Source organism: Dyella sp. 2RAB6, assembly GCF_052115385.1.
Taxonomy (GTDB): Bacteria; Pseudomonadota; Gammaproteobacteria; order Xanthomonadales; family Rhodanobacteraceae; genus Dyella_D.
The window spans coordinates 326,579-351,838 of record NZ_JBFRGP010000004.1 but is presented as its reverse complement, the minus strand read 5'-3'; the positions used below and the strand labels follow the sequence as shown (position 1 = coordinate 351,838).

Annotated in this window: 28 protein-coding genes; 11 read left to right on the top strand and 17 right to left on the bottom strand. The window is 67.7% G+C overall.

The genetic code is table 11. The features are described 5' to 3' along the window. The first annotated feature begins 23 nt into the window (after positions 1-23). Entirely contained in the window at positions 24-764 is a 741-nt protein-coding gene (phbB, locus tag AB4083_RS09450) for an acetoacetyl-CoA reductase (RefSeq protein ID WP_441607536.1), read from the top strand. A gap of 211 nt (positions 765-975) precedes the next feature. Here the strand turns inward: phbB and AB4083_RS09445 are convergent, their stop codons facing one another. Next, positions 976-1,773: a tRNA threonylcarbamoyladenosine dehydratase gene (locus AB4083_RS09445; protein ID WP_441607535.1), complete on the bottom strand. Its 798-nt coding sequence runs from the start codon at positions 1,771-1,773 to the stop codon at positions 976-978. Positions 1,774-1,926: 153 nt separating this feature from the next. Between AB4083_RS09445 and AB4083_RS09440 the strand changes: the two genes are divergently transcribed. Next, the gene (locus AB4083_RS09440) at positions 1,927-2,316 is read left to right on the top strand and encodes a cytochrome c (RefSeq protein ID WP_441607534.1); all 390 of its coding nucleotides are present in this window, start codon (positions 1,927-1,929) and stop codon (positions 2,314-2,316) included. A gap of 82 nt (positions 2,317-2,398) precedes the next feature. Here the strand turns inward: AB4083_RS09440 and AB4083_RS09435 are convergent, their stop codons facing one another. The 7 genes from AB4083_RS09435 to AB4083_RS09405 form a co-directional block, all read right to left on the bottom strand. Beyond that, positions 2,399-2,701, bottom strand: coding sequence for an Mpo1-like protein (locus tag AB4083_RS09435; RefSeq protein WP_441607533.1), 303 nt, complete (start codon positions 2,699-2,701; stop codon positions 2,399-2,401). Between the two features lie 67 nt (positions 2,702-2,768). After that, the gene (locus AB4083_RS09430; protein WP_441607532.1) at positions 2,769-3,644 is read right to left on the bottom strand and encodes a pirin family protein; all 876 of its coding nucleotides are present in this window, start codon (positions 3,642-3,644) and stop codon (positions 2,769-2,771) included. A 13-nt stretch (positions 3,645-3,657) separates the two neighbouring features. Then, positions 3,658-4,710 carry an NADH:flavin oxidoreductase/NADH oxidase gene (locus AB4083_RS09425; protein ID WP_441607531.1) on the bottom strand — a complete coding sequence of 351 codons (1,053 nt, stop codon included), beginning with the start codon at positions 4,708-4,710 and terminating at the stop codon, positions 3,658-3,660. Positions 4,711-4,765: 55 nt separating this feature from the next. Then, entirely contained in the window at positions 4,766-5,671 is a 906-nt protein-coding gene (locus tag AB4083_RS09420) for an alpha/beta hydrolase family protein (RefSeq protein ID WP_441607627.1), read from the bottom strand. 99 nt (positions 5,672-5,770) lie between these two features. Beyond that, positions 5,771-5,992 (bottom strand): cold-shock protein, encoded by a 222-nt coding sequence (locus tag AB4083_RS09415; protein ID WP_441607530.1) that lies wholly within the window; start codon positions 5,990-5,992, stop codon positions 5,771-5,773. Between the two features lie 249 nt (positions 5,993-6,241). After that, entirely contained in the window at positions 6,242-6,457 is a 216-nt protein-coding gene (locus AB4083_RS09410) for a cold-shock protein (protein WP_441607529.1), read from the bottom strand. Between the two features lie 254 nt (positions 6,458-6,711). Continuing rightward, entirely contained in the window at positions 6,712-6,921 is a 210-nt protein-coding gene (locus AB4083_RS09405; RefSeq protein WP_026636216.1) for a cold-shock protein, read from the bottom strand. Positions 6,922-7,314: 393 nt separating this feature from the next. Here AB4083_RS09405 and AB4083_RS09400 point away from each other — a divergent pair, with 393 nt between their 5' ends. Next, positions 7,315-7,779: a hypothetical protein gene (locus AB4083_RS09400; protein ID WP_441607528.1), complete on the top strand. Its 465-nt coding sequence runs from the start codon at positions 7,315-7,317 to the stop codon at positions 7,777-7,779. 7 nt (positions 7,780-7,786) lie between these two features. On the opposite strand, the gene AB4083_RS09395 is transcribed toward AB4083_RS09400, so the two are convergent. Next, on the bottom strand, positions 7,787-9,100 hold the full coding sequence (locus AB4083_RS09395) for a winged helix-turn-helix domain-containing protein (protein ID WP_441607527.1): 1,314 nt from the start codon (positions 9,098-9,100) through the stop codon (positions 7,787-7,789). Between the two features lie 125 nt (positions 9,101-9,225). Here AB4083_RS09395 and AB4083_RS09390 point away from each other — a divergent pair, with 125 nt between their 5' ends. Together AB4083_RS09390 and AB4083_RS09385 are read left to right on the top strand one after the other, a co-directional pair. Then, positions 9,226-9,729: a hypothetical protein gene (locus AB4083_RS09390; protein WP_441607526.1), complete on the top strand. Its 504-nt coding sequence runs from the start codon at positions 9,226-9,228 to the stop codon at positions 9,727-9,729. A 154-nt stretch (positions 9,730-9,883) separates the two neighbouring features. Beyond that, complete coding sequence (locus tag AB4083_RS09385) at positions 9,884-10,975, top strand: phospholipase A (RefSeq protein WP_441607525.1); 1,092 nt, start codon at positions 9,884-9,886, stop codon at positions 10,973-10,975. A 29-nt stretch (positions 10,976-11,004) separates the two neighbouring features. On the opposite strand, the gene AB4083_RS09380 is transcribed toward AB4083_RS09385, so the two are convergent. Together AB4083_RS09380 and AB4083_RS09375 are read right to left on the bottom strand one after the other, a co-directional pair. Next, entirely contained in the window at positions 11,005-12,192 is a 1,188-nt protein-coding gene (locus AB4083_RS09380; RefSeq protein WP_441607524.1) for an FAD-dependent oxidoreductase, read from the bottom strand. 99 nt (positions 12,193-12,291) lie between these two features. Further along, complete coding sequence (locus tag AB4083_RS09375; protein ID WP_441607523.1) at positions 12,292-12,774, bottom strand: FKBP-type peptidyl-prolyl cis-trans isomerase; 483 nt, start codon at positions 12,772-12,774, stop codon at positions 12,292-12,294. Positions 12,775-12,941: 167 nt separating this feature from the next. Here AB4083_RS09375 and AB4083_RS09370 point away from each other — a divergent pair, with 167 nt between their 5' ends. Then, entirely contained in the window at positions 12,942-14,306 is a 1,365-nt protein-coding gene (locus AB4083_RS09370; RefSeq protein ID WP_441607522.1) for an MATE family efflux transporter, read from the top strand. Between the two features lie 11 nt (positions 14,307-14,317). Next, the gene (gene dacB, locus AB4083_RS09365; protein ID WP_441607521.1) at positions 14,318-15,868 is read left to right on the top strand and encodes a D-alanyl-D-alanine carboxypeptidase/D-alanyl-D-alanine endopeptidase; all 1,551 of its coding nucleotides are present in this window, start codon (positions 14,318-14,320) and stop codon (positions 15,866-15,868) included. On the opposite strand, the gene AB4083_RS09360 is transcribed toward dacB, so the two are convergent. Next, the gene (locus AB4083_RS09360; protein ID WP_441607520.1) at positions 15,853-16,338 is read right to left on the bottom strand and encodes a glutathione peroxidase; all 486 of its coding nucleotides are present in this window, start codon (positions 16,336-16,338) and stop codon (positions 15,853-15,855) included. The genes dacB and AB4083_RS09360 overlap by 16 nt on opposite strands. A gap of 95 nt (positions 16,339-16,433) precedes the next feature. Here AB4083_RS09360 and AB4083_RS09355 point away from each other — a divergent pair, with 95 nt between their 5' ends. From AB4083_RS09355 to AB4083_RS09345, 3 genes are all read left to right on the top strand, one after another. Next, the gene (locus AB4083_RS09355; protein WP_441607519.1) at positions 16,434-17,444 is read left to right on the top strand and encodes a methionine ABC transporter ATP-binding protein; all 1,011 of its coding nucleotides are present in this window, start codon (positions 16,434-16,436) and stop codon (positions 17,442-17,444) included. Beyond that, positions 17,441-18,124, top strand: coding sequence for a methionine ABC transporter permease (locus tag AB4083_RS09350; RefSeq protein ID WP_441607518.1), 684 nt, complete (start codon positions 17,441-17,443; stop codon positions 18,122-18,124). Before AB4083_RS09355 ends, AB4083_RS09350 begins: the two co-directional genes overlap by 4 nt. A gap of 88 nt (positions 18,125-18,212) precedes the next feature. Further along, positions 18,213-19,016 carry a MetQ/NlpA family ABC transporter substrate-binding protein gene (locus tag AB4083_RS09345; RefSeq protein WP_441607517.1) on the top strand — a complete coding sequence of 268 codons (804 nt, stop codon included), beginning with the start codon at positions 18,213-18,215 and terminating at the stop codon, positions 19,014-19,016. Positions 19,017-19,127: 111 nt separating this feature from the next. On the opposite strand, the gene pncB is transcribed toward AB4083_RS09345, so the two are convergent. Next, on the bottom strand, positions 19,128-20,321 hold the full coding sequence (gene pncB / locus AB4083_RS09340) for a nicotinate phosphoribosyltransferase (protein WP_441607516.1): 1,194 nt from the start codon (positions 20,319-20,321) through the stop codon (positions 19,128-19,130). Positions 20,322-20,750: 429 nt separating this feature from the next. Between pncB and AB4083_RS09335 the strand changes: the two genes are divergently transcribed. Further along, positions 20,751-21,566, top strand: a complete 816-nt coding sequence (locus AB4083_RS09335; protein WP_441607515.1) for a c-type cytochrome — start codon at positions 20,751-20,753, stop codon at positions 21,564-21,566. Position 21,567: 1 nt separating this feature from the next. Here AB4083_RS09335 and AB4083_RS09330 read toward each other — a convergent pair whose 3' ends face one another. The 4 genes from AB4083_RS09330 to AB4083_RS09315 all read right to left on the bottom strand — a co-directional run bounded on the left by AB4083_RS09330 (position 21,568) and on the right by AB4083_RS09315 (position 25,186). Then, positions 21,568-22,845, bottom strand: coding sequence for a dicarboxylate/amino acid:cation symporter (locus AB4083_RS09330; RefSeq protein ID WP_441607514.1), 1,278 nt, complete (start codon positions 22,843-22,845; stop codon positions 21,568-21,570). 95 nt (positions 22,846-22,940) lie between these two features. Further along, a complete protein-coding gene (locus AB4083_RS09325) occupies positions 22,941-23,978 on the bottom strand; it encodes an aminopeptidase (protein WP_441607626.1) in 1,038 nt (345 codons plus the stop codon). Positions 23,979-24,081: 103 nt separating this feature from the next. Beyond that, complete coding sequence (locus AB4083_RS09320; RefSeq protein WP_441607513.1) at positions 24,082-24,474, bottom strand: hypothetical protein; 393 nt, start codon at positions 24,472-24,474, stop codon at positions 24,082-24,084. A gap of 106 nt (positions 24,475-24,580) precedes the next feature. Further along, positions 24,581-25,186, bottom strand: a complete 606-nt coding sequence (locus tag AB4083_RS09315; protein WP_441607512.1) for a rhomboid family intramembrane serine protease — start codon at positions 25,184-25,186, stop codon at positions 24,581-24,583. Positions 25,187-25,260 lie beyond the last annotated feature (74 nt).

Genomic DNA, 25,260 nt, shown 5'->3' with positions numbered 1-25,260 from the left:
CGCGCATCTATGGAGACAACGGCATGACGCAGCGCACGGCATTGGTCACGGGTGGCACGGGCGGCATCGGCACCGCCATCGTTCGGTATCTGGCCCGCCAGGGCCATCGCGTCGCCACCAATTATCGCGACCCGGCCAAGGCTGACGCGTGGCGCGCCGCGATGAAACAGGACGGCATCGACGTCGTCATGGCGCAGGGCGACGTGTCCGACCCCGCCTCCTGCGCCGCGATGGTGCGCGAGATCGAGGCCCAGGCCGGCCCGGTCGAGATCCTGGTCAACAACGCCGGCATCACCCGCGACACCACCTTCCACAAGATGAGCTACGAGCAGTGGATGGACGTGGTGAACACCAACCTCAACGCCTGCTTCAACGTCACCCGCCCGGTGATCGACGGCATGCGCGGGCGCAAGTGGGGCCGCATCGTGCAGATCAGCTCGATCAACGGCCAGAAGGGCCAGTACGGCCAGGCCAACTACGCCGCGGCCAAGGCCGGCATGCACGGCTTCAGCATTTCGCTGGCGCAGGAGAACGCCAAGTTCGGCATCACGGTGAACACCGTGTCGCCGGGCTACGTCGCCACCGACATGGTGATGGCGGTGCCGGAGGAAGTGCGCGAAAAGATCGTGGCGCAGATCCCGGTCGGCCGCCTGGGCAAGCCGGAGGAGATCGCCCATGCGGTGGCCTTCCTCACCGGCGAGGAAGCGGCGTGGATCACCGGCACCAACCTGGCGATCAATGGCGGGCATTACATGGGTTGGTGAGAGCGGAGGCTTGTGGCGTCAGTCTCAACCGACACGCCACAAAGGTTCGTCATCCCGGCGCAGGCCGGGATCCAGTGGCGATAGCGTCCGGTTGTCGACGCAAAGCCTGAAGGCAATCACCAAACGTAACGGCCATGCTGCGGCGTGGTCGTTACTGGATCCCGGCCTGCGCCGGGATGACGGTGAGGGAAGCTCGAACGGCGCGCCGTATTCAGGCCGCGGGTTTCTTTTCCAGCACCTTCTCCAGCACCTTGCCCACCGCCGCGAACGCGAAGGTGCCGGTGACATGGGTGGCTGCACCGAGGCCGCCGCCGCAGGCCAGGTTCAGCGCGTCGCCGCCGGGCGGACGCGTGCCGCAGACCGTGCCGTCCGCCTGCGGGTACTGCACGTTCTGCAGCGAGTACACCGCGGACACGCCGAAGTAGCGGGTGGGATTGCGCGGGAAGCCGAAGTCCTGGCGGAGCTTCTTGCGGATCAGGCTGAACATGGCGTCGTGCTCGGTGCGCGACAGGTCGCGCACGCGGATCATGGTCGGGTCGGTGCGGCCGCCGGCCGAGCCCACGCTGACCACCGGCAGCTTGCGGCGGCGGCACCAGGCGATCGCTTCGAGCTTGACGCGGAAGGCGTCGCAGGCGTCGAGCACCACGTCGTAGCCGCGGTCCAGCAGCTCGTCCAGGGTGGACGGGGTGAGGAAGCGTTCGATCGCATCGATCTGGATCGCCGGATTGATCGCCCGCGCGCGCGCGCCGACCACTTCAACCTTTGGCTTGCCGTACTCGCCGTCCAGCGCATGCAGCTGGCGGTTGGTATTGGACACGCAGACCTCATCGGCATCGATCAGGGTCAGCCGCCCGACACCACTGCGCGCCAGCGCCTCGGCCGCCCACGAACCGACGCCGCCGATACCGATCACGCACACATGCGCCTGGCGCAGGCGCTCGACGCTGCCCACGCCGTACAGGCGTTCCACGCCCTGGAAGCGTTCGGCGGGAAAGGCCACGTCGTTCATGCGTGCGCTCCGCGGCGATTGGAAAGTGGGATGTACATGGGGCGGATCATCGACGGCGTAAAGCCCGGCATTTTAGCCCGAGCCGGCGGCGGGCGCCGCGAGGCCGCGTGTTAACCTCGCGAACGGTTCGTTCCACCAGCGGATAGGCAAGTCATGCGCGCAGCACTCCTGATCGTCCTCGGCCTGGCCATCGGCATCGTCGGCACCGTCTTCGCCATGAACGCCTTGAAGCAACGCAATCCCTTTCCGCATGCGGTGATGGACGTGATGGCGCACCACTCGGGCGCGCTGCGCAATGCGGTCAAGGGACAGCGCTGCGAAGCGGCGGCGAACAGCGAGCACCTGCAGCGGCTGCTGTCCACCTCGGCGGATATCGTCCCCGCCTTCCCGGGGGTCGACCAGGGCTTCATCGACGAGGCGAACCAGTTGCACACCCACCTGCAGGCGGCGGTGCAGGCCGCGCCGGCCGATTGCGCGGCACTGGCCGCGGCGCTCAAGCCGGTGGGCGAGACCTGTCAGTCCTGCCATCAGAAGTACCGCTGAAGAACCAACGTAGGTTGGGGTGAGCCGCAGGCGAACCCCAACAGTGCGGCAACGTTGGGGTTCGCCTGCGGCTCACCCCAACCTACAGCTTTACCCTGCCCCGCAGCACGTCCCAGTACATCACCCAATCGCCCATCAGGCTGTACAGCGGATGGCGGAAGGTGGCCGGCCGGTTCTTCTCGAACACGAAGTGCCCGATCCAGGCAAAACCATAACCCGCGACGGGCACCAGCCACAGCCAGGCGAGCTGGCCGCTGAGCAAGGCCAGCGCGATCACCGCCAGCACCAGCGTGCTGCCGGCGAAGTGCATGCGCCGGCAATTCACGTCGCGGTGTTCGCCCAGATAGAACGGATAGAACTCGCGGAAGCTGGCGTAAGCGGACATGCGGATTCCCTCAAGTGTCTCCGCAGCCTAGCGCCGCATCGGCGCGGGCGCATGCGCGCCCGCAGCATCAACGCTGCGGCAGCGGAATGAACTCCACCTCGTCGCCGGCGACCTTGCCGTAGCGCTGCTCCTGCCATTCCAGCTTGGCCTGCTCGATGCGTTCCTTGCTGCTCGACACGAAGTTCCACCACAGGTGCCGCTCGCCATCCAGCGGCGCGCCGCCGAACAGCATCACGCGGCTGCGCACGGCGGCCTTGAGCGGCGCCGCGGTGTCGCCGGTCTGCACGGCGCTGTGGGCGGTGGGCACGTTCAAGTCACCCCAGCTCACTTCGCCGTCGATCACGCACACGCCGCGTTCGATGTGTTCCTGCGGCCAGGCCAGTTCGGCACCGGCCTCCAGCGTGGCCTCGACGAAAAACATCGGCGCGAACACCTTCACCGGCGAGCGTTCGCCATAAGCCGTGCCGGCGATCAGCACCAGCTCGGCGCCCGGACGGCGGATGCGCGGCAGCGCGTCGGCCTCGTGATGGTGAAACTCCGGCGCCACTTCTTCGTCGTGCTGCGGCAGCGCCACCCACACCTGCACGCCGTGCATGCGCTGGCCGTCGCGGCGTTCGTCCGGCGGCGTGCGTTCGGAATGCGCGATGCCGCGCCCGGCGGTCATCCAGTTCACCTCGCCCGGACGGATGTCGGCCAGGCTGCCGACGCTGTCGCGATGGCGGATCGCGCCATCGAACAACCAGCTCACCGTGGCCAGGCCGATATGCGGATGCGGCCGCACGTCGATGCCCTTGCCGGGTGCGAAGTCGGCCGGCCCCATCAGGTCGAAGAACACGAATGGGCCCACGTGCCGGGCCTGCAGCACCGGCAGCAGGCGGCGCACCGTGAAGCCATCGCCCAGGTCGTGCAGGCGGCCTTCGATCAACAGCGGGTTCTGTTCCACGTTTCGTCCTTCGTTACCAAGCCCGTCGATATTGCACCGGTGCGTCGATCGACGCACCCAGTTCCTGTGCCGCGCGGCGCGGGAAGTACGGATCGCGCAGGCTTTCGCGTGCGACCAGCACGATGTCCGCGTCGTCCTGTTCGACGATGCGCGCGGCCTGTTCCGATTCGGTGATCAGCCCCACCGCGCCGGTGGCGATGCCGGCTTCGCGGCGGATGCGCGCGGCGAACGGCACCTGGTAGCCGGGGCCGAGCGGGATCTTCACGTGCGGCACCAGGCCGCCGCTGGACACGTCGACCAGGTCGACGCCCAGCGCCGGCAGCTCGCGCGCCAGGCGCACGCTCTGCTCGACATCCCAGCCGCCCTCCCGCCAGTCGGTGGCGGAAATGCGCAGCCACAGCGGCAGTTCCGCCGGCCATACTTCGCGCACCGCGGCGATCACTTCGCGCAACAGGCGCGTGCGGTTCTCGAAGCTGCCGCCGTAGGCGTCGTCGCGCTGGTTGCTCAGCGGCGACAGGAACTGGTGCAGCAGATAGCCGTGCGCGGCATGCAGCTCGACCAGGCGGAAGCCGGCGGCGAGCGCGCGCTCGGCGGCGCGGCGGAAATCGTCGACCACCTGGCGCAGGCCGTTGGCATCGAGCGCCTGCGGCGTGTGCCAGTCGTGGTCGAACGGCAGCGCCGAGGGCGCCACCGTCGGCCACGCGCCTTCGTGCAGCGCGCCGCCGCCTTCCCACGGGCGCTGCGCACTGGCCTTGCGTCCCGCATGCGCCAGCTGCACGCCGGCGATGGCGCCCTGGGCGTCGATAAAGCGCGTGACCGGACGCCAGGCGTCGCGCTGCGCCTCGTTCCACAGGCCGACGTCCTGCGGCGAGATACGCCCCTCGGCCGACACCGCGGTGGCCTCGGCGATCACCAGCGCGGCGCCGCCGACGGCGCGGCTGCCCAGGTGCACCAGATGCCAGTGGTCGGGTACGCCGTCGACGGCCGAGTACTGGCACATCGGGGCGACAGCGATGCGATTGCGCAGGGTCAGGCTGCGTTGGACGAAGGGGGTGAACAGCTTCATGGGGGATGGCCGGCAACAGATTGAACCCGCCACATGCCGGCGGGGCGGGCGCGCTTCAAGAGGCGGCCTGTGCGCGCTCCTGGCGCAGGACGGGTGCGAGGCCGTCGGCGATCAGCGCCGCGATCGCGGCCGGCTGCTTCATCCAGGCGAAGTGGTCGGCGGGCACGCCCAGCTCATCAGGGCCCAGCACGCTGCACGTCGGCCGCGCCTGCGGCATCTTCGCCAGCAGCCAGTCCAGCGAGGCCTGGGGGCCGAGCCAGTCGTCGCGCAGGCGCAGGGCCAGCACCGGCAGCCGGAGGCGCGCCAGGGTGGCCTCCAGGTCCTCTGGCATGCCGGCGGCGGCGTAGCGCCCGGTGCGTCCGCTGCGCGCCCAGTCGGCGACCGTGCTGCGGGCCTCGTTGCCGCCGAAGCCCAGGCGCCGCCCGGGCAGGTGGCCGACCAGGCCGGCGAGCACGGGCGCCAGCGCATAGGCCGCGCCGATCAGTGCCCCGCGCGGGAAGCGCCGCCAGTACGGCGAGCCGCTGGCCACCAGCACCAGGGCGTCGAAGTCCTGCGGATGCAGTGCGGTGTAAAGCGAGCCGAGCTGGCCGCCCAGGCTGTGTCCGCCAAGCACGCGGGGCAGGCCCGGGCAGCGTTCGCGCGCCACGGCAAGACCGGCGGGGAGATCCAGCTGCAGCAGTTCGCGATAACCCCAGTCGGCGTGTCGCCCTGCCCGCCGATTGCTGGAGCCGATGCCGCGCCATTCGTGCAAGGCCACCGCGATGCCGTGCGCGACGAGCGCCTGCGCCAGCGGCAGGTAATGCCGCGCAGCGACGCCCATCGCGGGCAGCCAATACAACAGGCTCGACGGCGGTTGCGCAGGAAGCATCAGCAGCAGTTCGGAGGATGCGCCATCGCTCGCCGCGACGGGTGCGATGGCGGTCGGTGCGTCGGCTGAAGCGTCCTGCACGGCGATCTCCATCAACGGGAAAGCGGCAGGCTAGCACGCGTTCCCGTGGCCGCCGCGCGCAAGAAAAAGGCCGGCTTGCGCCGGCCTCTACGAACGGTTCGACCTTAAAGATCAGACCGGCACTACTTCCTCGGCCTGCAGACCCTTCTGGCCATTCACGACCTTGAAAGTCACCGCCTGTCCTTCTTTCAGGCTCTTGAAGCCCGTGCCCTGGATCGCGCGGAAGTGGACGAAGACGTCCTCCTTGCCGTTTCCCCTGTTGATGAAGCCAAACCCCTTGGCATCGTTGAACCACTTCACCGTGCCGGTTTCACGGCCATTACTGTCCGACATGACTTACTCCAATCGATTCGATTTGAGACAAGTCAGCCCCCCCCTTACGGCCGACGACTTACTGAGCTGCAGGGAACCGGTGAACAGATGCGAGGCAAGGGCCGGGACATCGGGCACGCGCGTGGCCTAGCGAACACAGTGAACCGAGCATAGCCGATTTTTTTTCAAGGCGAAGTGATGGCGCAGGGCATGAAACAAGGCCGGGCGTCGCCGCCCGGCCTTGTTTCGCAACAGCTATTGCCCCGCCTCTCAGAGAGGTCTGACATCCTCTGCCTGCAATCCCTTCTGGCCAGTAACCACGGTGAACTCGACCTTCTGACCTTCCTTGAGGCTTTTGAACCCCGATCCCGAAATCGCGCGAAAATGCACAAAAACATCGGGCCCGTTCTCGCGGCTGATGAAGCCAAACCCCTTGGCGTCGTTGAACCACTTCACCGTGCCGGTTTCACGATTACCATCCGACATGACTCACTCCGATCGAATCGACTCTGAGACAGGCCGGCCTCCCCCTTGCGACCGACGACTTACTGGGCATGCAGGGAATCGGTGGAGCGATGCGGGTGAAACCGTACATCGGGGCACGCGTGACCTGACAAACACAGTGGCCCGAGCATAGCGGATTTTTCGCGGGGGTATGTAGGTAAGGCCCCGTGCCGAAAGGCATAAAAAAAGGCCGGGCAGCGCTGCCCGGCCTTTTCAAACGATCGAGAAAGCCTGAATCAGGCCTTCTGCACTTCGTCGGCCTGCAGACCCTTCTGGCCCTGCACGACCTTGAAGCTGACCTTGTCACCCTCGGCCAGGCTCTTGAAGCCGTTGCCCTGGATGGCGCGGAAGTGGACGAACACGTCCGGGCCGTTGTCACGGCTGATGAAGCCGAAACCCTTGGCGTCGTTGAACCATTTGACGGTACCGATCTGACGATCAGACATGCGAAACACTCCTGAAGGTTTTAAATGAGACTCAGCCTTTCCGCCGGAAAGGCCGACTTACTGAGCTGCTAAGGAAAACCCTAGGGGTGAGGCGATGAAGCGGATCGCTGATCAGCGGCATCGGGTCACAAAACAGGTGACCCCGGCAAACACAGTACGAGCAGTATAGTCATTCCAAAAGCTCGAAAGCGACGGGGAGGCCGGTGCGGAAAAAACTGAACAGATATAATCGCGGCAGCATTTTCTGCGGGCATTTCACCCAAAACGGCGTTCGATTCAGCTTTTCTTTACGACGCTCAGTGTCTATTGCGACTGCCTTTTGGCAACCGGGCGTTGCTCAACTTTCCAGCTCGCGGCACGGCCTGCCCGGGGCCGACAGTCAAGGAGATACTGATGACCAGACTTCCCTCGTGCTTTGCCTTGCTCGTGCTCGCCGGCGGGCTTGTCCTGGCCGGATGCAACGACAAGACCACCCGCCCCAGCTCCAGCGGGACCACCACCACGACCACCAGCAGCAGTCGCGGCACGGCGCCGGCAGCCACCACCCGCGCCCCCGCCAGCAAGCCGAAAACCGCGCCCAGCCCGGCCTTGCCGGACCAGACCGGCATCCCCGCCTGCGATAACTATCTGAATACCTATATCGCCTGCCACCAGGCCGCCGCGATCTATCCGCCGGACCAGATCGAAGGCCGCTACGAGGCGATGCGCGAAAGCCTGCTGCGCGATTCGCTGGATCCGGATATCCGCCCGCAGCTCGGCAACCGCTGCACCTCGCTGGCCAACCAGCTGCACCAGGCCCTGCACGGCAAGGCCTGCGCGCCGCAGCCGGCAGCTGCGACCAGCAGCGGTACGCACTGAGCGGACCTCACTCCATCGCGCGCCAATGCGCGCGCAGCGCTGCCGCCACGTTCGCGGGGCGGCAGCGCCCGAGGCGGATCTTCGGCGTACCGTGCCAGCGCGCGGTCGCCGCGATCGCTTCGGCCACGTCGGCGATCCACGCCGGCGTCGGCGTTTCGCCCTCTTCCAGGTAAAGCGCCTTCACCTCAAATACACATTCCGCACGATGCGCCTTGGCATCGAGCCGGCCGACCAATTGCCCGCGACGCAGGATCGGCAGCACGTAATAGCCATAGCGGCGCTTCGCCGCCGGCACATAGCACTCGATGGTGTATTCGAAACCGAACATCGCCTGCGCCCGTGCCCGGTCCCAGACCAGCGGATCGAACGGCGACAGCAGCGTGGTGTAAGTCGCGCGCAGGCCGCCGCGCCGTACCTGCGCCAGCAGGTCCGCATGCCCGGCGTGCACATAGGCGGGCACGTTCCAGCCCGCCACCGCTACTTCGATCAGTTCGCCGCTGGCCACCAGCGGAGCCAGCTCCTGTTCGGTGACCGCGGGCTTCAGCCGGTGATAATCGGCGATCCAGCGCGCCTGGGTCACGCCGAGCGCGCGCACGGCGTCAAGGATGAAGCGGCGCCGCAACGCCTCGTGTTCCATGCCTAGCGGCGCATCGTCGAACGATGGCTGCAACTGCGCGATCACGCGCTCCGCCAGATCGTAGACGCGCTGAAAGCGCTCGCGCCGGCTCACCATCAGCTCGCCCAGCGCGAACCATGCTTCCAGCCAGCGCTTCTCCGGCTTCCACGACCACCAGCCGCTGCTCGCGCCGCGCTCCTCGCTTTCGAAATCCGCTGCGCGCGCCGGGCCGTTCGTGCGAATGCGTTCGAGCAGGCCGCCCATGTCTTCGCGCTGCTCGCGATGCATGCGCTCGGCATGGCGATGCGCCCAATGCGTGCCGCGGCGGACGCTCCATGCGCGATGCCAGGCATAGTCGGCGGCCGGCACGAAACAGGCTTCATGCGCCCAGCATTCGGCGAGTTGTCCTTGCGCGAGCGCTTCGTCCAGCCATGCGGGTTCGTAATCGCCCACGCGCGAATGCAGCACCAGATAAGGACTGCGCGCCACCACGTGAATGGTGTCGATCTGCAACAGCCGCATGCGCGTGATCGCATCGACCACCTCCGCGCGACGCGCGCGACGGCGCGGTGCGCGCAGCAAACCCTGCGCCGCCAATTGCAAACGCTGCGCCTGCGCGAGGCTCAGATGCGGCTTGTCCGGCTGAGCCGCAGACAACGATGACGAAGTTTTCACGCCGAGCACATCGAATGGTTTTGCAGGCATTTATCCGGCCTTTGTTAGCGTTGTCCTCAGCGCGGGACGTGCAGCGAATGGCCTGACACAACGATCGCCTGCGGCTCCCGCGCCTTCCGTCCTCGAGCCAGTCATTCTGGCATGGAGCACCGACGATGAACCCCCGCAATCCCCTGCTTACTCTGCTGGCCTCCGGCTCCCTGTTGTTCGCAGGCAGCTTGATGGCGCAAAACCAGCCCGCGCAAACCATGCCGCCACCGCCACCTCCGCCGCAGTCGATGCCGCAACCGGCACCGCAGGCACAACCGCAACCGGCGCCGCAAGCGCAACCCATGCCGCAGGCACAGGCACAACCGCAGCCCATGCCGCCGCAGCCGCAAGCAGCACCGCAACCGCAACCGCAACCGCAACCGCAACCGGGCCAGGACAGCGCGCAACTCAACAGCGCGCAAGGCCAGGTGACCGTCAACTCCAGCATGCCCGCGGTGAAGGACGCCGGCCCGCCGCCGGATTTCGCCGCGCTCGCCAACGGCAAGGCGTATGTCACCGAAACCGACGCCTCCACCTATCCGCCGCTCGCCAACGACTTCCTGCATGCGTCCGGTGGTGCGCAACATCTGAGCAAGGCCGCGTATGCGCGCTGGTTGAAGCAGCGCTGAGCTTCCGGCACCCTGACGCCGGCCGCGGCACGCCGCGGCCGGCGTTTTCGTGTGCGGCACCCACGTTCGGCCGCGCCTTCCCTGGATACCCCACGCCCGGATGGGCCTGGTTTTGTGGAGTACGTCTTCTCGAGTACGCCACGTGGAGTACGCAATGACGCGAACGAACGTCACCCTGGCGCTGCTGCTGGCAACCAGCCTGCTCAGCCCGTGCGCGCATGCGCAGAACCCCGACCCGATGGATATCCGCGCCTGCACCGCGATCGAAAGCGATGCGCAGCGGCTGGCCTGCTACGACCGCGCCACCGGCCGCGTGAACCTGCCCACCGCGCAGAAGCGCGTGAACGAGAACGGGGTGGCACCGGGCGTGTTTGCTTCCGACAAGAGCCAGCGCGAGATCGCCACGCAGGGCAATCCCGAAGTGAGCCGTCCGCTGTCCCTGCTCGATTCGCGCTGGGAGCTGTCGCCGGAGAGCAAGCTCGGCACCTTCAATGTGCGCGGCTACAAGCCGCTGTACCTGCTGCCGGTGTTCGCCACCAGCAACCAGAACGCGCAGCCGCACAGCCCCAATCCCTTGAACACCGTCGACACGCGCCAGCAACTGCAGAATGTCGAAGCGAAGTTCCAGCTCAGCCTGAAAACCAAGGTGTGGCAGGGCGTGTTCGGCGACGAAGGCGACCTGTGGGTGGGCTATACGCAGTCCTCGCACTGGCAGGTCTACAACAACAAGATCTCGCGCCCGTTCCGCGAGACCAACTACGAACCCGAAGCGCTGCTGATCTTCAACACCCACTACGAGCTGGCCGGCTGGGACGGCCGCGTGCTCGGCATCGGCGTCAATCACGAATCCAACGGCCGCTCCAATCCGCTGTCGCGCAGCTGGAACCGCGTGATGGGCAATATCGGCTTCGAACGCGACGGCTGGACGGTGATGTTCCGCCCCTGGTGGCGCGTGCCGGAACACGGCAAGGACGACAACAACCCCGATATCAGCGACTACATGGGCCGCGGCGACGTGCAGATCGTGCACGAATGGAACGGCCAGGAATTCGGCCTGATGCTGCGCCACTCGCTGCGTGGCGGCGACCGCAGCCATGGCGCCGCGCAATTGAGCTGGGCCTTCCCGATCACCGGCAACCTGCGCGCCTACATGGAACTGTTCAAGGGCTACGGCGAAAGCATGATCGACTACAACCACAACGCGACCTACCTGGGCGTCGGCATCTCGCTGCTCGACTGGTACTGAGCGTCGTCGTCACGCCGAGGGCCTGGTGGTCAGCGCCACCAGGCCTTTTTCGTGCCGGTAAGGATCTTCAGCGTCTGGCCGCGCGCCAGCGGCAGGCGGCTCAGTGGATGGAAGGCCAGGTCGCGCCACCAGGCCAGGCCATCGCGCTGCGACTGGAACAGCGGCGTCAGCCAGCGGCTCATGCGCTGGTACACCGCCAGATGATGGCGGCGGCGGCGCGCGTAATCGGCCAATGCTTCGTCCGGCGTGGCATGTGCGGCCACGGCGTCGGCCAGGGCTTCCGCATCCAGCAGCGCCATGTTCACGCCCTGCCCCAGCTGCGGGCTCATCGCATGCGCCGCGTCGCCGACGAACACCACGCGGCCGTGCACCGGATGGCGCAGCACCACATCGCGATAGCGCGCGCGATGCAGTTGCGCCGGCGTGTCGATGCCATCGAGCAAAGATGTCGCCTGCGGCCACAGCTCCGCCACGCGCTGGCGCAGGCGCGCCAGCGCGGCTTCGTCGAAGCCGTCGACCTGCTCGCCCGGCAGGCTGAAGTAGAAGGTGAGCCAGTCACCCTCGCGATCCACGCGCCGCCCCACCGGCAGCAGGCCGATCATTTCGCGCGTGCCGGCATAGCGCTGGCGCAGCTCGCTGCGATGCGGCCAGTCGCCCGCGGGCAGCAGGCACCACATCGCACCCCAGGAATAGACCGATTCGCGCGTGCGCTGCGCCTGCGGCAAATGGCGGCGCAGGCGCGAGTGCGCGCCGTCGGCGACCACGATCAGATCGAACGGGCCGTGCAGGCCGCCTTCGCTGTCGCGCAGATGCACGCCATCGTCGGCCACCGCGTCGATGCACACGCCGGTGTGGATGCGCCCGGCCTCGCCATAGGCATCGCGCAGCAGGGTGAACAGGGAACCGCGGGTGAGCCCCAGGCCGAAGCAGGCCGGCGCATGGTCGGCGTAGCGCATGTCCATCACGCGCCGGCCGCGGCGATTCTCGCCATGCAGGCGCTCGATGCGCTGCCCTTGCGCCAGCGCGCGCTCGTGCAGGCCCAGCCGGGACAGCACGCCCAGGCCGGTAGGCTGCAACAGAAAACCCGCACCGACCGGGCCAGGCGTAGCCGCCTGTTCGTACACGCTCAGCGCGTGTCCCTGGGCGGCGAGGAACAGCGCCGCGGCCTGGCCGGCGGCGCCGTAGCCGACGATGGCGATGCGCAGGCGTGGCTGCATGGCGACTCGATCCTTGAGCAAGCTGGGCCGGGGGGCGCCCCCGAAAAAGCCCACAAAAAAAGCCGGCCCGGTCGAAACCGGGCCGGCGCATGTCACTGCTTAGTGCTCGTGGCCGCCTTCACCGTGGACGTGGCCGTGGGCCAGCTCTTCCTCGGTGGCCTGGCGCACTTCGGTCACTTCGACGGCGAAGTGCAGGGTCTTGCCGGCCAGCGGGTGGTTGCCGTCGATATGCACGACCTGGTCGTCCACGCCGGTCACGGTGACGTTGATCACGCCCTGCGGGCCGTGGCCCTGGAACTGCATGCCCGGCTGGATGTCCTCCACGCCCTGGAACGCCTCGCGCGGCACGGTCTGGGTCAGCTCGGCGTGATGCACGCCGTAGCCTTCTTCCGGCGCCACGTCGACCTTGAACTGGTCGCCGGCCTGGCGGCCGGTCATGGCCTTCTCCAGGCCCGGCACGATCTGGCCCACGCCATGCAGGTAGGTGAGCGGCTCACGGCCTTCGGAACTGTCGAGGACCTGACCCTGGTCGTCGGTCAGCGTGTAATGGAAGGACGCAACGGAGCTCTCAGCAATCTGCATGGTGTTCTCGCAAGGGGGGAAGAAAAGAGGGACCGGTCCAAGCCCATGCATGGATGGGGGCCGGCAATGCAACGGTCGGGAAGATTACCAGTTCAGGCGTCAATGCGCTGTTGCCCACCGCGCCCCGCGCGGCGCTACCCTGCACCGTCCCCGCCATCCGCCGTCCCATGTCGCCCATTCTCGAAGCCTGGCGCCACCGCCCTACCCACCAGCGGGTGTGGACGCTGGCCGTACCGATGATCCTGTCCAACCTCACCGTGCCGCTGGTGGCCATGGTCGACAGCACCGTCGCCGGCCATCTGCCGCAGACGCAGGACCTGGGCGCGGTGGCGGTAGGCAGCGCGATCTATGCCCTGCCGGTATGGAGCCTGGGCTTCCTGCGCATGGGCACCACCGGCTTCGCCGCACAGGCCGAAGGCGCGGGCGACCGCATCGCGCTGCGCACGGTGCAGGTGCAGGCCCTGCTGCTGGCCGCCGTGTTCGGCGTGGGCGTGGGCCTGCTGATGCTGCCGCTGCTGCCATGGCTGATCGGCCAGATGCACGCCACCCCAGCGCTGGCGGCGCGCGGCCTGGATTATCTGCAGCTGCGCCTGCTCGGCCTGCCTGCGGCGCTGCTCAATTACGCACTGGCCGGCTGGTTTATCGGCGCGCAGCGCGCGGGCACCACCCTGACGCTGCTGCTGGTCGCCAACCTGGTGAATATCGCGCTGAACCTGCTGTTCGTGCTCGGCTTCGGCTGGGGCGTGCCGGGCATCGCGCTGGCCTCGGCCTGCGGCGAATGGTGCGGCGCCCTGTACGGCCTGTGGCGCGCGCGCCGCGCCGTGCATGGCTGGCCGGGACGCGTGGACTGGCAGGCGCTGCGCGGCTGGGCCCACTGGCGGCCGCTGCTGATGGTCAACCGCGACATCTTTATCCGCACGCTGGCATTGGAAGGCGTGTTCTTCAGCATCTCCGTGCTCGGCGCGCGCCTGGGCGATGCCACGGTGGCGGCGAACGCGCTGCTGCTCAACGGCTTGATGCTCACCGCCTTCGGCCTGGACGGCCTGGCCAATGCGGTGGAGGCGCTATGCGGCCACGCCATCGGCGCGCGCGATGCACCGGCACTGCGGCGTGCGCTGGTGGTGGCGGGCGGCTGGTCGCTGCTGGGCAGCGTCGGCTATGCACTGCTGTTCGCCGGCGGCGGCCGGCTGTTCGTGGATCTGCAGACCAGCCTGCCGGAAGTGCGCGCGGTGGCTTACCACGCGCTGCCCTGGCTGGCCGCGCTGCCGGTGGTGGCGGTGTGGAGCTATCTGCTGGACGGCCTGTTTATCGGCGCCACGCGCGGACGCGAGATGCGCGACGGCATGCTGCTGGCGGTGGCGCTGTTCGCCCTGCTCGCCTGGGCCGCGCGCGCCTGGGGCAACGACGGCGTGTGGCTGGCCTTCCTCGCCTTCATGGCGGTGCGCGGCGCGGGCCTGGGCTGGATCGCCTGGCGGCTGCACCGGCGCGGCGCGTGGATCGCCCCGCTGCCGCATCTACGCGAGGCTGCGTAATACTGCGCGCCATGAATAACCTGCTACGGATCGGCTCCTTCCTCGCCCTGTTCGCGGCGCTGTGCACCACCGGCGCCCATGCCGACGAAGCACAATCGCTCGCCTCGCGCATCGACGCGCAGATCGCGCAGCCGCGCTTTGCCGGCGCGCGCTGGGGCATCGCCGTGATCTCGCTGGACAGCGGCCGCACGCTGTACGCGCACGACGGCGACCACCTGTACCAGACCGCCTCCACCGCCAAGCTGTTCACCGCCGCGCTGGCCTTGAGCGAGATCGGCGCCGACTACCGCATCCCCACCCGCCTGCTGGCCGCCGACCATGTGCGCAACGGCGTGCTGGACGGTCCGCTGATCCTGTACGGCATGGGCGATCCCACCCTGGGCGCGGATCGCGCCACGGTGGATTGGGCGGAGCACATGGCGCAGCAAGTGGCCGCGCGCGGCATCCGCACGGTGAAGGGCGGTCTGGTCGCCGACGACAGTTATTTCGCCAGCCCCGCCATGGGTTCGGGCTGGGAAGCGACGGACCTGCAGAGCTGGTTCGCCGTGCCTTCGTCAGCGCTGAGCGTGCAGGAGAACCAGGTCGACGTAACCGTCACGCCCGGCGCGGAAGGGCGACCGGCAATCGTTGCGCTGGATCCCGCCGGCGCGGTGCCCGAGGTCGCCAACCGCATCGTCACCAGCGCGCGCGGCGTGCGCAACGACATCAATCTCTACCGTGCACCGGGCGATCGCACGCTGTACGCATTCGGCAGCATCGCCGTGCGCAGCCCGATGCAACGCTTCAAGCTGGCCAGCTTCGATCCGGCCCTGTTCGCCGGCGAACAATTGCGCACCGCGCTGGCGCGGCACGGCGTGACCCTGCAAGGCGGCGTGCGCGCGCTGCATTGGCCGCAGGACGGCGCAGCCCTGCGCGATGACGCCAAGCTCATCGCCGAAGTGCAATCCCCGCCGGTGGCCGAGATCCTGCAGCGCGGCCTGAAGCGCTCGCAGAACCTGTATCTGCAGAACCTGCTGCTGATCGCCGGCGTGCGCGCGCAAGCCACCGCGATGCAGGGACCGGCGCCGCCGGCCGGCTTTCTCACCACCGAGAACTGGGGCATGCGCGGCATGCGCCAGTTGCTGGAGCAGATGGGCCTGCCGCCGGGCAGCACGGTGATCGAGGAAGGCACCGGTCTGTCGCGCCGCGACCTGAGCACGCCCAATGCGATGGCGCGCCTGCTGTCGTTCCTGGCCGCGCAGTCGTACGCATCAGTGCTGTTCGACGCGCTGCCGCTGGCCGGCGTGGACGGCACCCTGCAATGGCGCATGCGCGATACGCCGGCCAACAACAACCTGCGCGCGAAGACCGGCAGCATGTCGCTGGTGCATTGCCTGGCCGGCTACGTCACCACCGCCGGCGGCGAACGGCTGGCGTTCGCGATCATGCTCAACAACTACGATCCGCCAGCCGGCGCGCCCGGCGCCAGCCGCGATATCGACGCGATTGCGGAGATGCTGGCCGGCCTGCGCGCGGAAGCGCCGCTGCCGGAGAAAGCGGTGGCCGCTCAGCCGGCCAATTGAATCTTCACGTCCTTGCCGATCTTCGCCGGCGTGTCGGTGGGCGCGTAGCGCTTCACCACCTGACCGTCCGGGCCGACCAGGAACTTGGTGAAGTTCCACTTGATCGCCTCGCTGCCGAGGATGCCCTTGCCCTCGCTCTTCAGCCACTGGTACAGCGGATGCGTGCCGGCGCCGTTGACCTCGATCTTGGCGAACAGCGGGAAGCTGACGTCGTAGCTGAGGCTGCAGAAATTCTTGATCTCGGCCTCGTCGCCCGGCTCCTGGTGGCCGAACTGGTCGCAGGGGAAGCCCAGCACCACCAGGTCCTTGTCGCGCCCGGCGCGCCACAACTGCTCCAGCCCTTCGTATTGCGGGGTGAAGCCGCACTTGGAGGCCACGTTGACGATCAGCAGGGTCTTGCCGCGCCATTCGTCGAGGGAGCGCTCGTTGCCGTCGATGTCGCGCGCACTGAAGTCGTAGGCCGTGGTCATGGCGAAGCTCCGGTAAGGGTGCGCGGCAGTCTACGCCAAAGCCCGGCCTGGCATAGAATGCCCGCCTCGCCTCCGGTCACTGTCCAAGGTCCGTCGTGATCCGTTTCGCCGAAGTCCACAAGTCCTACCGCGTCGACGGCAAGGACATCCCCGCCCTGCTGCCCTTCAGCCTGGACATCGCCGACGGCGAGGTGTTCGGCATCATCGGGCATTCCGGCGCGGGCAAGTCCACGCTGATCCGGCTGATCAACCTGCTGGAGCGCCCCAGCGGCGGCGGCATCCAGATCGACGGCACCGAGATGACCACCCTGGGCGATGCCGCGCTGCGCGCGCAGCGGCGGCGCATCGGCATGATCTTCCAGCACTTCAACCTGCTCAGCTCGCAGACGGTGGCGGACAACATCGCCTTCCCGCTGCGCCTGGCCGGCGAGCGCGACGCGGGCAAGATCGGCGCGCGGGTCGACGAACTGCTGCGCCGGGTGGGCCTGGAAGCGCATGCGGCCAAATACCCATCGCAACTTTCGGGCGGCCAGAAGCAGCGCGTCGGCATCGCCCGCGCGCTGGCCAACCGGCCGTCCATCCTGCTGTGCGACGAAGCCACCAGCGCGCTCGATCCGCAGACCACCGCCTCGGTGCTGGACCTGCTGGCCGAGATCAACCGCGAGCTGAAACTCACCATCGTGCTGATCACCCACGAGATGGACGTGGTGCGCCGCGTATGCGACCGCGTGGCGGTGCTGGATGCCGGCCGCATCGTCGAGCACGGCGCGGTGGCGGATGTGTTCCTGCATCCGCAACACCCCACCACCAGGCGTTTCGTCAACGAAGCGCTGCCGGAAGAAGCCGCCGGCGAACTGGCCCCGTACACGCAGGTGCCGGGCCGCATCCTGCGCCTGTCCTTCCGCGGCGAAGCCACCTGGACGCCGGCACTGGGCCGCGTGGCGCGCGATACCGGCGTGGACTTCAACATCCTGGCCGGCCGCATCGACCGCATCAAGGACCTGCCCTATGGCCAGCTCACGCTGGCGATGCAGGGCGCCAACCTGGACCAGGCGCTGGTCGCCTTGCGCGCCGCCGGGATCGAGATCGAGGAATTGAACCGATGAGCGCGCCACTGCTGCAAAGCCTGTTTCCGAATATCGACGACTGGGCCGAGCTGGGCCACGCCTGCATCGACACGCTGCTGATGCTCGGCGGCTCGCTGGCGCTTACCGTGCTGATCGGCCTGCCGCTGGGCGTGCTGCTGTATCTCACCGGCAAGGGCCAGTTGCGCGCGATGCCAGCGCTGTATGCGGCGCTGTCGCTGGTGGTGAATATCCTGCGCTCGATCCCCTTCATCATTCTGATGATCGTGCTGATGCCGCTGACCTATGCGCTGGTCGGCACCAAGCTCGGCATCCGCGGCGCGATCCCGCCGCTGGTGATCGGCGCGGCGCCGTTCTTCGCGCGCCTGGTGGAGACGGCGCTGCGCGAAGTGCAGCGCGGCGTGATCGAAGCCAGCCAGGCGATGGGCGCCAGCACCTGGCAGATCGTGCGCCACGTGCTGCTGCCGGAAGCCCGCGGCGGCCTGATCGCCGGCACCACCGTCACCGCCATCGCCCTGGTCGGCTATACCGCCATGGGCGGCGCGATCGGTGCCGGCGGCCTGGGCGACCTGGCCTACCGCTACGGTTACCTGAGCTACAAGTCGGACTATATGTTCGTCACCGTGGTGCTGCTGATCGTGCTGGTGCAGCTGCTGCAGATGGTCGGCGACCGCGTGGTGGCCCGCTACACCCGCCAGTGACGGGGCAAACACCCGCCCGGCGGCCGGCTTTGCAAGCGGCCGTATGGACGGCTATTCTGGTGCATCGCATCAAGGATCCTGACCGCTCATGAAGAAGCTGCTCGTCGCCCTCGCCGCCCTGCTCGCGCTGGCCGGCTGCTCGTCCTCCGGTTCCGGCGACGCTTCCAGCGGCAGCCAGAAGCTGATCGTCGCCGCCACCGCCGTGCCGCACGCGGAGATCCTCAAGCAGGTCAAGCCGCTGCTGGCCAAAGAAGGCGTGGAGCTGGAAATCAAGGTGTTCGCCGACTACGTGCAGCCGAACACCCAGGTGGCCGAGAAGGCGATCGACCTGAATTACTTCCAGACCAAGCCCTACCTGGACGAATTCAACCGCCAGCGCGGCACCCAGCTGACCATCGTCACCGGCGTGCACATCGAGCCGTTCGGCGCCTACTCGCGCAAGCTCAAGAACATCGCCGAACTGCCCGACGGCGCCACCGTCACCCTGCCGAACGACCCCAGCAACAACAGCCGCGCCCTGCTCCTGCTGGCGCGCCACGGGATCATCACGCTGAAGGACCCGAACGACGAGCTGGCCACGCAGAAGGACATCACCGCCAACCCGAAGCACCTGAAGTTCCGCGAGCTCGAGGCGGCGATGCTGCCGCGCACGCTGGACGAGGTGGACCTGGCCCTGATCAACACCAACTACGCGCTGGCGGCCGGCCTCAATCCGACCAAGGACGCACTGCTGATCGAAGGCAAGGATTCGCCGTACGTGAACTACCTGGTCGGCCGTCCCGACAACAAGGACGACCCGCGCGTGCAGAAGCTGGCCAAGGCGCTGAACAGCCCCGAGGTGAAGGCGTTCATCGAGCAGAAATACCAGGGTGCGGTGTTGCCGGCGTTCTGAGCTTTTTCTTCCGCATCAACAAAAAACGCCGGGCATCGCCCGGCGTTTTTTTTGCTCGTCATTCCGGCGCAGGCCGGAATGACGAGCGTGTGGCGAACCGCAACCTGTCTCTCAGGCAGCTTCTTCATCCGGCAAGGGAATCTCGAACACCTGCCGCAGATAGGCCACGTAGGCCTTGTCCTCGCACATGTTCTTGCCCGGCGAATCGCTGAGCTTGGCGACCGGCTGGCCGTTGCAGCGGACCATCTTGATCACGATGTTCAGCGGCTTCGGGCCGACGTCGTTGGTGAGGTTGGTGCCCACGCCGAAGGCCAGCAGGCAGCGGCCGCGGAAGTGTGCGTACAGCTGCATCACCTTGGGGATATCCAGGCCGTCGCTGAAGACCAGCACCTTGCTGCTCGGGTCGAGGCGGTTGGCGCGGTAATGCGCCAGTACGCGCTCGCCCCAGGCGAACGGATCGCCGGAGTCGTGCCGGGTGCCGTCGAACAGCTTGCAGAAGTACATGTCGAAATCGCGCAGGAAGGCATTGAGGCCGTAGACGTCGGACAGCGCTATGCCTAAGTCGCCGCGGTATTCCCTGGCCCAGGTCTCCAGCGCCGCCACCTGCGAATCGCGCAGGCGCGGACCCAGCGCCTGGTGCGCCTGCAGGTATTCGTGCGCCAGCGTGCCCAGCGGGGTCAGGCCCAGCTTCCAGGCCAGCCACACGTTGCTGGTGCCGGCCAGCTTCGGCCCCAGCCCGTCGCGCAGCTCCTGCGCCACTTCGGCGTGCCATTCGCGCGAGTAGCGGCGGCGCGTGCCGTAGTCGGCGATGCGGCAGCCTTCGTAGCCGGGCGTGTCGCGCAGCAGGGCGATCTTGTCGCGCAGGCGGCGACGCCCTTCGGTCAGGTCCAGGCCGGGAGCGGTGTTGCGGAAGTAGACCTCGTTGACGATGGCCAGCAGCGGCACTTCGAACAGGATGGTGTGCAGCCACGGCCCCACGATGCGGATCTCGATCTCGCCGTTGCCGCTGGCCGCCGGCTCGATGCTCACGTATTTCGCATTGAGCTGGAACAGCCCGAGAAAATCGACGAAGTCGCTCTTGATGAAGCGCCATGAGCGCAGGTAGTCCAGCTCTTCCTCGCTGAAGCGCAGGCTGCACAGCGCGGCGAGTTCGGCACGGATCTGCTCAATGTACGGCACCAGGTCGATGCCCGGGTTGCGGCACTTGAAGCGGTATTCGACCTGGGCAGCCGGATAGTGGTGCAGCACCACCTGCATCATGGAGAACTTGTACAGGTCGGTGTCGAGCAGGGAGCGGATGATCATCGGGGATCCGGCGGGGGAAGAGCGGCGCGAGCCGTTCGCGATTATCCCCGTGGGTCGCGTCGGAACGCGAGCCCGGAAGCTTTGCATGAGCCGGAAAAATGAAAACCCCGGTAGCCAGGGGAGTAGCTACCGGGGTCTTGTCAGGCCGTCCTCTACAAAGAGGGGGAGAAACCGAGGCGGCCCCCGATGGTGCGATCTGCTGCCCCATCTCATTTCGCCTCACGGCGATACGAATGGTTAGTGCGGTCGGTCCGGACATAGTTCAAGTGCGAATTTAGATCGGTTCAGGTTTCCGCCAGCTTCGGGAAACCCGGGCAAAATCCGGGATCTGGTTTCCGCCGCAAACCATCGGTTCCCGCTGGCCATGGCGCGCCCGGGGCACATGCCACAATGCCCCGCTCGCCCCCCCCCCCGGGAAGAACCCCCGCCATGCCCCTGCTGCTGCGCCGCCTGTGCCTGCTCGCCCTGCTGCTTGCCCTGCCGGCGGGTGCGGCCGAGCTGAAGATCGACCTGGGCCATGGCGCGAAGACGCTGGACAGCAGCCAGCTCGCGGCCCGCCCGGATGCGCGCAGCATCGAGATCCCGCAGGACGTGGCCTACCGCCGCACCATGCGCTACCGCGCCGTGCCGCTGAAGGCGCTGCTGGCCGGGGCGGCGGCGGGCGACCATCTGCAGTTCGTCGCCAACGACGGCTTTGCCGCCGAAGTGCCGGCTGCGCTGATCCTGGACGGACATGGCGCGCAGGCCTGGCTGGCCATTGAGGACACCCACCTGCCCTGGCCCGCCCTGCCCGGCAAGACCCAGGGCGCCGGGCCGTTCTACGTCGTGTGGACCCAGCCGGAGGCCGGCGGCATCAATCCGGAACAATGGCCGTACCAGTTGGCTGCGATCCGCAAGCTGGACGCGGTGGCCGCGCGCTTCCCCGCCATGGCGCCCGATCCGGCCCTGGCCGCCGGCAGCCCGGAGCGGCGCGGCTTCGAGGTGTTCCAGCGCATCTGCCTGGCCTGCCACACCCTCAACGGCCAGGGCGACGCCAAACTGGGGCCGGACCTCAACCTGCCCTACAACCCCACCGAATACCTGCGCGCCGACCTGCTGCGCGCCTATGTGCGCAACCCGCAGGCGCTGCGCCACTGGCCGCAGGCGAAGATGCCGGGCTTCGATGCCAAGGTGCTGAGCGACGCCGACCTGGACACCTTGTTCGCCTACCTGCGCCACATGGCCGGGCGCAAGCGCGGCCCCTGAGTCAGCGCGCGGGCTCCTGTCCGGCGGGCAAGCCGGCCGGCGCGGCCTCGCCCAAATAGACGTCCATATCCAGCAGCCCCTGCTCGCGCGCCACCAGCACCGGCACCAGCATCTGGCCGGTGACATTGGTCATGGTGCGCATCATGTCCAGCACGCGGTCGATCGCCACCAGATAGCCGATGCCCTCCACCGGCAGGCCGGCCGAACTGAGCACCAGGGTGACCATCACCGTCGCCGTGCCCGGCACGCCGGCGGTGCCGAACGAACCGAGCACCGAGGCCAGCAGGATCACGAAATACTGCGCGGGCTCCAGCGTCAGCCCGAAATACTGCGCCACGAAGATCGCGCTGATCGCCGGATAGATCGCGCCGCAGCCGTCCATCTTGATACTGGCGCCCAGCGGTACCGCGAAGGAGGCATAGGCCGGCGACACGCCCAGGTTCTGCGTCACGCTGCGCAGCGCCACCGGCATCGAGGCGAAGCTGGAGGACGAGGTGAAAGCCACCTGCATCGCCGGCAGCACGCCGCGGAAGAAGCGGCGCGGGCTCAGCCCATGCGCCAGCAGCAGGCCGCCGTAGACCAGCACGATCTGCACCGCGCAGGCGGCATACAGGGCCAGCACGAACTTGCCCAGCGGCAGCAGCTTCTCGAAACCGTAGCCGGCGACCAGCGCGGCGATCAGGCCGAAGGTGCCGATCGGGGTCATCTCCAGCACGAAGCGGGTGACCTGGATCATGGCTTCGTTGGCCTCGCCGAACAGCTCGCGCAGGCGCGCGGACTTATCGCCGATCTTGACCAGGGCCAGGCCGAGCAGGCCGGCAAAGAAGATCACCTGGAGGATCTTGCCTTCGGACAAGGCGCGGAACGGGTTGGTCGGCACCACGTCAAGCAGCACCTTCACCGCCGACGGCAGCTCGCGCACCTTGTAGTCGGCGGCCATCGCCAGCTGCCCCACGCCCAGCCCCGGGTTGGTCAGATGGCCCACCAGCAGCCCCACGCCCACCGCCAGCGCCGCGGTCACCGCGAACCACAGGAAGGTGCGCCCGCCCAGCGCCGCCATGCGCTGCACGCCGCGCAGGCTGGCGACGCTGTTGACCACGGCGAAGAACACCAGCGGCACCGCGATCATCTTGATCAGCGCCACATACACCTCGCCCAGCGGCTGGAACCACGCCAGCGCACCCGGCCCGCAGGCCCAGCCGGCCAGCGCGCCCAGCACGAAGCCCGCAAGCACGCGCTTCCAGAAACGGATACCGAGCCACCAGGACACCAGCTTCAAGAGCCTTCTCCAGCCACGCGAAAGGCCCGACCATACACCGGCAATGGCCGTCTGGACGTCCAAACGGCAACACAGCGTTTCTTTTTAGGAACGATCTAGGCTTGCGGGGCCGGTGCAACGGCCACCGTGGCGGCAAGACGCCGCAGCTCGCGATCGCGGTCTTCCTTCGGCAACTGCGCCAGCCGGCGCACGTCGGCGTAGAACAGCGGCCACTGCCCTTCCGACGCGCGGAACAAGGCCGCAAAAGCCGGCTTCCACTGGTCGTACAAGCCGAACGGCAGCAGGCGCGCATTGTTGATCGGCGCCGCCACCCACGCGTCGTAGCGGTGATCGCTGGGCCAGTTCGTTTCGCGCCATTGGCGATAGCGCTCGCGGAACGCGGCGATCTGCGCCTGCTTGGCCGCCTCCAGCGCGGCCTCGTCGCCGCCATTGGCATAGGCCTGGCGCAGACGGTCGCGCAGCTCCAGCACCAGCCTGGTGAAACCGTCGTCCTCGGCCTGGTCCCGTCCCAGCAGCGGCGGCAGATCGCGCGAGGCACGCCACTCCTTCAGGCCCTGCTCCTGCACGAAGCTGGCGAAGGATTCGTTGAAAGCGCTGTCGTCCTGCACATACAGCCGCTGGTGCGCCAGCTCGTGGAAGATGGTGCCGGCCAGCTCATCGTCGTCCCAGCGCAGCATGCTGCTGAGGATGGGGTCGGCGAACCAGCCCAGGGTGGAATAGGCGGAGACGCCGCCGACATAGACGTCGTCGCCCTCGCCTTTCATGCGCGCGGCCTCGCCCTTGGCCCTGGCCTCGTCGAAATAGCCGCGGTAGGCCACGCAGCCGGCGATCGGAAAGCAGTGCCGCACCGCATCCACCGAATAGCGCGGGGTGGCGAACACGTTCCACACCACGTAGGGGCGGCCGAGTTCGACGTAACGGGTATAGCTGCGGTTATCCGGCAGCCCCAGCTTCAGCGTGGCGAAGCGGCGCGCCTGCTGCGCCAGCTCCAGGCGCCTGGCCAGGGCGGGCTGGGTCGCCGGGTCGGCAATCACCTGCTGCACCGCGCGCTGGTGCAGCAGCAGCTGGCTTTGTCCATGCGCCACGTGGGCGTAGTAGCGCAGCCCGCCGCAGGCGGATAGCAAAAGGCCCACCGCCGCGAGGGCGATGAGCCTGTTGAGTCGTTGCGGCAAGCGCTTGCCCGGATAGCTCATCCGGCGATTGTGCCGGGCCGGCCCTCAGCCGGCCAGGGCGGGCTCAGCGGCCGTGACCGCTCCAGGAGTGACCGCCGCGGCCGCCGCTCCAGTTGCCGCGATGCCCGCTCCAGTTGCCGCCGCGCCAGTTGCCACCACCGCCGCGGTAGTAGCGGCCGCCGCGATCGTGCCAGCGCGAACCGCCGCCGTACCACACGCCGCTGATGCCCACCGTCACCGGCGGGGCGTAGCAGCAGCCGTAGTAGCCGCCGCTGTAGTAGCTGGGATAGGCCGGCGCGTAATAGCCGTCGTCGTAGACCACCGTGCGTCCGGAGCCGTAATAGGCGTCGCCCACATAGCTGGAACTGCGGACGTAGCTATAGCCCGGATCGTAGTAACAACCCGACAGGGCCGCGGTGGCGGCGACCAGGGTCAGGCCGGCTAGCAGGCGTTTCATGGCGCACCTCGGGGGTTGATGGCGCCACGCTAGGCCCGCTGCGTTGAATGCGCACTGAGCGGAAATGCCCCCTGCCCGGTGGCGTTTCAGTCCGGGTCCGCCGCGTTCAGAAACGCGGCCGCGCCAGTTCGCTAAGGAAGTGTGAGATCAGGTCCGGCTTCATGATCAGGGTGAAGGCCACCCCATACGCCGCACCCCACAGATGCGCGCTGTGATTGACGTTGTCCTGGCCGTGGCGGTCCATCCAGATCGAATAGGCCACGTACAGCACCGCGTAGACGATCGCCGGCATCGGCACGAAGAACACCCCGATGCGCGCCCACGGCGCCACCAGGATAAAGGCGAACAGCACCGCCGATACCGCGCCGGACGCACCCAGGCTGCGGTACCTGGCGTTGTGCCGGTTGGCGATATAGGTCGGCAGGATCGAAACCACCAGCGCGCCGACATAGAACAGCAGGAAGCCCATCGTGCCCATGTAGGCGGTGTAGATCGGCTCCATCGCGCGGCCGAAGAAGAACAGCGTGATCATGTTGAACAGCAGGTGGAAGAAGTCGGCGTGGATGAAGCCGTAGGTCACCAGCCGGTGGTATTCCTTCTTCTTCTCGATCGCCGGCGGCCACAGGATCAGATCGTCCAGCAGGCGCGCGTTGTTCAACGCGATAAAGGACACGATGCAGGTGACTGCGATGATGAGCAGGGTGATCAGCATGTACGGTTTCCGTGCGCGGGTACGGCAAAGCGCGCATCTTGGCGGGCGGGCGCACGCTTGTCACCAGGGCGGCG

Excerpts from the sequence above, each read along its gene's own strand:
- AB4083_RS09350 (WP_441607518.1), top strand. The coding sequence starts at position 17,441 with ATGAGCGCGCCACTGCTGCAAAGCCTGTTTCCGAATATCGACGACTGG.
- AB4083_RS09420 (WP_441607627.1), bottom strand. The coding sequence starts at position 5,671 with ATGGAGATCGCCGTGCAGGACGCTTCAGCCGACGCACCGACCGCCATC.
- AB4083_RS09370 (WP_441607522.1), top strand. The coding sequence starts at position 12,942 with ATGTCGCCCATTCTCGAAGCCTGGCGCCACCGCCCTACCCACCAGCGG.
- AB4083_RS09435 (WP_441607533.1), bottom strand. The coding sequence starts at position 2,701 with ATGTCCGCTTACGCCAGCTTCCGCGAGTTCTATCCGTTCTATCTGGGC.
- AB4083_RS09390 (WP_441607526.1), top strand. The coding sequence starts at position 9,226 with ATGAACCCCCGCAATCCCCTGCTTACTCTGCTGGCCTCCGGCTCCCTG.
- AB4083_RS09315 (WP_441607512.1), bottom strand. The coding sequence starts at position 25,186 with ATGCTGATCACCCTGCTCATCATCGCAGTCACCTGCATCGTGTCCTTT.
- AB4083_RS09360 (WP_441607520.1), bottom strand. The coding sequence starts at position 16,338 with ATGACCACGGCCTACGACTTCAGTGCGCGCGACATCGACGGCAACGAG.
- AB4083_RS09400 (WP_441607528.1), top strand. The coding sequence starts at position 7,315 with ATGACCAGACTTCCCTCGTGCTTTGCCTTGCTCGTGCTCGCCGGCGGG.
- AB4083_RS09385 (WP_441607525.1), top strand. The coding sequence starts at position 9,884 with ATGACGCGAACGAACGTCACCCTGGCGCTGCTGCTGGCAACCAGCCTG.
- AB4083_RS09415 (WP_441607530.1), bottom strand. The coding sequence starts at position 5,992 with ATGTCGGACAGTAATGGCCGTGAAACCGGCACGGTGAAGTGGTTCAAC.
- AB4083_RS09445 (WP_441607535.1), bottom strand. The coding sequence starts at position 1,773 with ATGAACGACGTGGCCTTTCCCGCCGAACGCTTCCAGGGCGTGGAACGC.
- AB4083_RS09395 (WP_441607527.1), bottom strand. The coding sequence starts at position 9,100 with ATGCCTGCAAAACCATTCGATGTGCTCGGCGTGAAAACTTCGTCATCG.
- AB4083_RS09425 (WP_441607531.1), bottom strand. The coding sequence starts at position 4,710 with ATGAAGCTGTTCACCCCCTTCGTCCAACGCAGCCTGACCCTGCGCAAT.
- pncB (WP_441607516.1), bottom strand. The coding sequence starts at position 20,321 with ATGATCATCCGCTCCCTGCTCGACACCGACCTGTACAAGTTCTCCATG.
- dacB (WP_441607521.1), top strand. The coding sequence starts at position 14,318 with ATGAATAACCTGCTACGGATCGGCTCCTTCCTCGCCCTGTTCGCGGCG.
- AB4083_RS09380 (WP_441607524.1), bottom strand. The coding sequence starts at position 12,192 with ATGCAGCCACGCCTGCGCATCGCCATCGTCGGCTACGGCGCCGCCGGC.
- phbB (WP_441607536.1), top strand. The coding sequence starts at position 24 with ATGACGCAGCGCACGGCATTGGTCACGGGTGGCACGGGCGGCATCGGC.
- AB4083_RS09375 (WP_441607523.1), bottom strand. The coding sequence starts at position 12,774 with ATGCAGATTGCTGAGAGCTCCGTTGCGTCCTTCCATTACACGCTGACC.
- AB4083_RS09345 (WP_441607517.1), top strand. The coding sequence starts at position 18,213 with ATGAAGAAGCTGCTCGTCGCCCTCGCCGCCCTGCTCGCGCTGGCCGGC.
- AB4083_RS09320 (WP_441607513.1), bottom strand. The coding sequence starts at position 24,474 with ATGAAACGCCTGCTAGCCGGCCTGACCCTGGTCGCCGCCACCGCGGCC.
- AB4083_RS09440 (WP_441607534.1), top strand. The coding sequence starts at position 1,927 with ATGCGCGCAGCACTCCTGATCGTCCTCGGCCTGGCCATCGGCATCGTC.
- AB4083_RS09405 (WP_026636216.1), bottom strand. The coding sequence starts at position 6,921 with ATGTCTGATCGTCAGATCGGTACCGTCAAATGGTTCAACGACGCCAAG.
- AB4083_RS09335 (WP_441607515.1), top strand. The coding sequence starts at position 20,751 with ATGCCCCTGCTGCTGCGCCGCCTGTGCCTGCTCGCCCTGCTGCTTGCC.
- AB4083_RS09410 (WP_441607529.1), bottom strand. The coding sequence starts at position 6,457 with ATGTCGGATGGTAATCGTGAAACCGGCACGGTGAAGTGGTTCAACGAC.